The following is a 6,178-nucleotide window of genomic DNA, read 5'->3' on the forward strand; positions in this document are numbered from 1 at the left end:
CCTGGGCTAGGGCACATGCGCGTGCGGCATTAAGGACAGATCCGTCTTGCCGTGTAGTAAAGTAAGGAAAAAGGCTGATCATCAGCCTTTTTCTTTTTGCGCGGCGTATTGGGTCTGAAAGTGGGCCAGCAGCGTGACTAGTCGTTCAACCGTTTGTGTTCTGATGCCCTGCATAAATTTCGTCAAGGACGGGATATAAATAGCTTGCGAACGTCGCCGGATCTTCGCTCATTGGGAAATGGCCCAGTCCATCCATGATGCGCCATTTGACGCCAGCAATGGTGTTGCCCAGCAAGGCAGTATCAGCGGGCGTGCAGGAATAATCATAAGAGCCCGACAACAGCCAGAGCGGGCATTGGCTCGTGTCGATCTGGCTGACCTGGTCGCGAATATCGCCGTCCATCGTATAAAAATGCAAATCGCCCTTGAATACGCCAGGGCCGCTTTGCATATAGTGCCACAAGGTTTCCCAGCGTTCGCGGTCCGGGCTGCAGGGGCCCACCAGTCCGGAGACGATGCCGGCGCATACCTCGCCGCCATGCGCATCGGAACGGTGCAACCAGTCCAGATCGTAATAGGGATCGACATGAGCGCCGGACTGCAGGCCGATCAGGCCGGAAAACTTTTCCGGATGATGCAGGGCAAGATGCAGGACGATTCGTCCACCGATAGAGCAGCCCATGACATAAGGTTGCTCAAGCGCCAGGGCGTCCATCACGGTCAGAATCGTATCGATATACTGGGATGAGGTCAGTTGGTAGCGTTCGTCCTGCCAGCCTGGCGGCGGTGAAGATTTGCCGTGCCATGGCAAATCGAAGGCAATGACCTGAAAGCGATCGGTCACTTGCTTATCATTTTGCAAAGCCCGGTATTGTCGCGTGTCGGCGCCTGCCGTATGCAGACACAGCAGGGGAATGCCCTGACCTGCGGTTTCGATGTAGATGCGATGCGGTTTGCCATGGAGTTGGATATTGAGATATCTGCCGGTTACTGCGTCAAAGGATGCCGTCATCATCATTTCTCCGTGGAACGCAAAAGCGCAAACAGTGCCTTGAAAAACAGCAAATGCGACATGAACGCATAAAGATTGCCTTCTATGACCAGCCGGCGAAATTTCATCATCGCCAGCAGATCGTGATACTCCGGTCGGGGTATCGGCTGGAAAAATTCATTCCACACATTTTCGTCGGCGCGCAGTGCAAAGTCCCATTGGGGCATCGTGATTGCCGAGGCGTCGCGCACACGCATCCGGCCTTCCTGAATGGCAACCAGATAGCGGCGCTCGCCCAGGGCAAACAGGAATGATGTGTTCAGGTGCCGGCCTTTCCAGGCCAGATGTTCCCTGTCTGCCAGTTGGGCAGGCCAGGCTGCGATAATATCTTCATCGGATAACATGAGTCTTCCTTAACCTGGCGTGACATCCAGGCGAAATATGGAGGAGTGCGTTTCCACGCATGGGTAACGTGCAGCCACCAACGGGTCGTGACCGGGAATCAGGTGATCGTCGGATGGCACCAGGCTGCGTAGCGTACGGTAGCCCTGCAACATTTCTGTGACGTCGACAATAGCGGGGAAGGGATTGTCAGTGGTAAAGTTGCGATAGTAATGCATGGCATCGGAAGCCAGCATGATCGGTCCCCTGCCGGTATTGACCCGGACTGCCTGCAGACCGGGCGTGTGGCCACCAATACGGACGAGCTCGATGCCGCCAGGCAGCGTGGCATTGCCATCGTGAAACTGTACTTTATCTGCGTATACCTTGCGAATTACTTGTGTAATATCATCTGCGGAAAAGAAATGGCGGAAATTTTCAAAGCACATCCATTTGCCGGTGGCAAAGTGCATTTCGGCTTCCTGCAAATGAATGGTCGCGTTGGGAAACTGCGCCACGTTGCCGGCATGATCGTAGTGCAGATGCGTCAGGACAATATGGTCGATATCCTCCGGCGCAATACCAAGGGATGCCAGCAACACAACAGGCTCGTGCAGAAACTGGCGGTTGCGTTCGAGCGCAGAGCAACGGCTAAAGCCCGTGTCCACCAGAACGATCTGCTGCTCATCGCGAATGATCCAAAAATAAAAATCAAGCGGCATCGGGCCATCGTGCGCATCTTTATGCAGAAAGTTGTCTGCCGCATTGCGCACGACGCTCGCATATTTCAGGGCATATACCTGGTACTGCCTGTCCACGATTATTTACTCCCCTTGACCAGCGGACATTCGCTTTCGGACAGTGGATTGAACGCCTCGGCGCCCGCAACCGTTTTTTCTATGTTGTAGTAATCCCAGGGTTCTTTTGACTCTTCCGGTTTCTTCACGGACACCAGATACACGTCGTGTATCAGCTTGCCATCCTCGCGCAACGAGGCGTTTCTGGCAAAGGCATCGTGTATTTTCATGGTTTTCAGGGCTTTGATGACGTCAGCGACATCATCGCTTTTTGCCTGTTCGACGGCGCGCAGGTAGTTCAATACCGCAGAATATTGACCAGCCTGCAATGCAGTTGGCATTTTTTTCATTTCCTTATAGAACCTGCTGGAAAATTTTCTGGTTTCATCGTCCATATTCCAGTAGAAGGTCTCGGCAAAGTTCATGCCTTGTGCCGCCTGCAGGCCTACTCCGTGCACATCGGTAATGCTCATGAGCATGGCAACAATTTTCTGGCTGGCGGTCAGGCCAAATTCATTGGCCTGTTTTATTTCATTTTGCAAATCTGCGCCGGCGCTGGCAAAGGCCACCGCATCTGCCTGGCTTTGCTGTGCCGTCAGCAGAAACGAAGAAAAATCATTGCCGGGGAAAGGGTACCGGGTGCTGCCAACGACCTGGCCGCCGCTCTCCTTGATAAAGCGCTGGCCATCGCTTTCCAGCGCATGACCAAATGAGTAATCCGCGGTCAGGAAATACCATTTTTTTGCGCCATCCTGCACCAGCGGCACGGTACCGACCTTGGCCAGTGCGTAAGTATCGTAGACCCACATCAGGTTGGTCGGCGAACAGTCTTTGCCCGTGATGCGCGATGCGCCGGCCCCCGTCACGATGGTCATTTTGTTTTTTTCCTTTGCCAGGTTCATGACCGAGAGCGCGACTGCACTGTTGCCCAGTTCGGTAATCACATCGACATTCTCGCGGTCCAGCCACTGTCGCGCTTTGGCCGAGCCCACATCTGCCTTGTTCAGATGATCGGCGGTAATCACTTCTATCGGTTTGCCCAGGACCTTGCCGCCAAATTCTTCGACAGCGATCTTGGTAGCCAGAATGGAACCCGGGCCAACGTTGCCCGAATAGGCGCCGGATACATCGGTCAGTACGCCTATTTTTACAACGTCATTGGATATGGCGCCGCTTGCAACGCCTGCGTAGCCACCGCAGAGCGCGGCCATGCCGATTGCCAATTTTCTCATTTTCATATTTGTCTCCTCGCTGATATTGTTATTTATAGCTGGCTGATGTACTTGGTATTGATGAACTGCTCTAGGCCCTCGATGCCGCCTTCCTTGCCCAGGCCGCTGTCTTTGAGCCCGCCGAACGGCGTTTCCGGCAGGGAGGCCTGGCAATGGTTAATGCAAACCACACCGCTTTGGATCATGTCCGATGCCCGTTTGGCTGTCCGGCTGTTGAGGGTGTACACATAAGAGGCCAGTCCAAAGGGCAAGCGATTTGCTTCGCTGATTGCTTCGTCGAACGTTGAAAACGGCCGCAGCAGCGCCAGTGGGCCGAAAGGTTCGGTATTGGCCGCGATACACTGATTATTGAAATCCCGGATTACCGTGGGTTCGACAAACCAGCCTTTGCTCTCGGGCAGCCCGCCTCCGGCAACGATGCTGGCCCCCTGATCGACGGCATCATCAATAAGATGCTTCATTGCCGCATGCCTGCGCGGATTGGCCATCGGACCCATTGTTACGCCGCTGTCAAAGCCATTGCCGATCGTGAGTTTGCTGACGGCGTCGACCATTTTTGCGATGAAGGCTTCATAAATCGAATCCTGCACATAGATGCGTGTGGGCGATGTGCAAATCTGGCCGGAATTTCTGAATTTGGCCGCGGTAATATTTTTGACTGCTTCGTCAATATCACAATCGTCAAACACCAGGACAGGGGCGTGTCCGCCCAGTTCCAGCGTGAGTCTCTTGAGGGTGGGAGCAGCCAGGGCTGCCAGATGTTTACCTATTGCAGTGGACCCGGTAAAGGTGACCATTTTGATTTCCGGTGCCGCCATCAACTGTTCCGAAATGCTGCCCGGTTCACCGAATACGACATTAAGCACGCCGGCCGGCAACCCGGCATCCACCACGGCGCGGGCGATTTGAAGCGCGACGCCGGCCGTCTCTTCGGACGGCTTGATAACCATGGTGCATCCGGCAGCCAGCGCGCCCGCAATCTTGCGCGAGGGTGTAATGGCTGGGGCGTTCCAGCCCGCGAATGCCGCGACCGGCCCTACCGGCTCCTGGATGACCATCTGGCGAATATCACGATTGCGGCTGGGAATAATTCGTCCATAAAGACGGCGGGCTTCTTCTGCTGCCCACTCAAACATTTCCACAGCGACAATGACTTCGCCCATGGCTTCGGCCAGGGGTTTGCCCAGCTCATAGGTGATGGTTCGGGCAACCTGTTCCTGCCTTTGTCGCAGCAGGGCACCTGTCTGCCGCAGGATGTCCGAGCGGGCCAGGGCAGAGGTGTCTCGCCATTGGGCAAATGCCTTATCGGCGGCCGCAATGGCGCTGGCCACGTCATGCTGCGTTGCCATCGGCAGCTTTCCCAACACCTGTTCTGTTGCCGGGTCGATCACATCAAGTGTTTCCCTGCTGGTTGCGTCGATCCACTGCCCGTCAATCAATAGGGCAAGTTGTATGTATTGCATAGGTCTACTCCACTTGTTCTATGTTGGCTTTCTTGATCACACCGGACCAGCGCCTCATCTCGGACCGGATATGAGCGGTAAATTGACCGGCAGTGCCGACGAAGGCAGACTGCCCTAGCGTTGCGAGTTTTTCTTTGGCCTGGTCGGTTGACATGACCTCTGTGATGGCAGCATTGAGTTTTGCGACAATTTCCGGAGGCATATGTGCAGGCCCGAGTACGCCATTCCAGGGTTCTGCGCTAAAGCCGTCGATACCACTCTCGTCGGCAACGGTTAGCATGTCTGGCTTCAGTTGGGACGGGCCGCTACTGGCAATGCCCAGCGCCTTCATTTTTCCTGCAGCGATTTGGGGATCTGCTGCGATAATGCTGAGAAAAGCCATGTCAACGCGGCCTGCCACCAGATCGGATACCGCAGCAGAATCACCCTTGTAAGGTATATGCGTAATATCGATACCCGTCTGGCTTTTGAACCATTCTCCGGCCAGGTGGTTGACTGCGCCATTACCTGCAGAGGCAAATGTCAGGGTACCCGGTTGTTTCTTTGCACCCTGCACCAGGCTACTGATGGAAGTGTAAGGCGAGGAGGCGGGCACGACCAGCAGATACGGATAACTGGCAACCGGAGCGATCGGGGTCAATTCTTTGAATACGTCGAATTTCACATTTTTCTTGAATACCGGTTCGATCGACAAGGTGCTGCTACTTCCCAGCATGAGGGTGTATCCATCTGGCTTTTCCTTTTTTACCGATTGCAGGGCCAGAACGCCCGTTGCACCCGGCCGGTTCTCCACGACGATGGTTTGTCCGAGTTTTTCGGATAGACCCTGGGCAAGATACCGTCCCACGATATCGGTGGGTCCGCCGGCTGAGAACCCGATGACCAGCGTCACCGGCTTTTCGGGATAGGCAGCAGCAGCCGACAGCGGCAGGGCAAACGCACACGCAGCCAGTAGCCCGGCTCGGACTGTTTTTCTATTCATGATATTTCCTTTGAGAGACCGCCGTTGGCTATGCGTAACCTTTTTCGATTAGTTTGACCATGACCGGGTAGTATTCCTTGACGAACCCCGCATCGCGAGTCTGCTCAAGCAGCGAGTGGGTCAGTTTGGCGGCTTTGGCGTCCACCTTGCCATCTTCGGCCAGCGTGAGCGCCAGCCTGATGTCCTTGATGGCGTATTCTGTAGGAAAGGTTTTTTCCGGGAAAGTATCTTTCGATAGTGCCTTAAGGCCCGGATTGCGCAATACAAAGCTATCGGCAGAGCCTTTGGTCAGGGCATCGAACATCAGGGCCGGGTCTACGCCGGCACGCTTG

The 6,178-nt window shown here is 54.9% G+C and carries 7 protein-coding genes; all 7 read right to left on the reverse strand.

All coding sequences use genetic code 11. The annotated features are described in order from the left end of the window. Positions 1-145: 145 nt before the first annotated feature. Positions 146-1,012, reverse strand: coding sequence for an alpha/beta fold hydrolase (locus ACTIKR_RS19995; protein ID WP_442328829.1), 867 nt, complete (start codon positions 1,010-1,012; stop codon positions 146-148). A 2-nt stretch (positions 1,013-1,014) separates the two neighbouring features. Beyond that, entirely contained in the window at positions 1,015-1,395 is a 381-nt protein-coding gene (locus ACTIKR_RS20000; protein ID WP_442328823.1) for a hypothetical protein, read from the reverse strand. 9 nt (positions 1,396-1,404) lie between these two features. Beyond that, positions 1,405-2,190, reverse strand: a complete 786-nt coding sequence (locus tag ACTIKR_RS20005; RefSeq protein WP_442328824.1) for an N-acyl homoserine lactonase family protein — start codon at positions 2,188-2,190, stop codon at positions 1,405-1,407. Positions 2,191-2,192: 2 nt separating this feature from the next. Beyond that, positions 2,193-3,407, reverse strand: coding sequence for an ABC transporter substrate-binding protein (locus ACTIKR_RS20010; RefSeq protein WP_442328825.1), 1,215 nt, complete (start codon positions 3,405-3,407; stop codon positions 2,193-2,195). A 26-nt stretch (positions 3,408-3,433) separates the two neighbouring features. Further along, positions 3,434-4,864, reverse strand: a complete 1,431-nt coding sequence (locus ACTIKR_RS20015; RefSeq protein WP_442328826.1) for an NAD-dependent succinate-semialdehyde dehydrogenase — start codon at positions 4,862-4,864, stop codon at positions 3,434-3,436. Positions 4,865-4,868: 4 nt separating this feature from the next. Further along, on the reverse strand, positions 4,869-5,846 hold the full coding sequence (locus ACTIKR_RS20020) for a Bug family tripartite tricarboxylate transporter substrate binding protein (protein ID WP_442328827.1): 978 nt from the start codon (positions 5,844-5,846) through the stop codon (positions 4,869-4,871). 28 nt (positions 5,847-5,874) lie between these two features. After that, the coding region (locus ACTIKR_RS20025) for an NAD-binding protein (RefSeq protein WP_442328828.1) at positions 5,875-6,178 on the reverse strand (304 nt) is incomplete at its 5' end.

The sequence above is a fragment of the Advenella sp. genome, from assembly GCF_052108595.1.
GTDB lineage: Bacteria > Pseudomonadota > Gammaproteobacteria > Burkholderiales > Burkholderiaceae_B > Advenella.

Coding starts and splice junctions, on each gene's coding strand:
- ACTIKR_RS19995 (WP_442328829.1), bottom strand. CDS start 1,012: ATGACGGCATCCTTTGACGCAGTAACCGGCAGATATCTCAATATCCAA.
- ACTIKR_RS20000 (WP_442328823.1), bottom strand. CDS start 1,395: ATGTTATCCGATGAAGATATTATCGCAGCCTGGCCTGCCCAACTGGCA.
- ACTIKR_RS20010 (WP_442328825.1), bottom strand. CDS start 3,407: ATGAAAATGAGAAAATTGGCAATCGGCATGGCCGCGCTCTGCGGTGGC.
- ACTIKR_RS20015 (WP_442328826.1), bottom strand. CDS start 4,864: ATGCAATACATACAACTTGCCCTATTGATTGACGGGCAGTGGATCGAC.
- ACTIKR_RS20020 (WP_442328827.1), bottom strand. CDS start 5,846: ATGAATAGAAAAACAGTCCGAGCCGGGCTACTGGCTGCGTGTGCGTTT.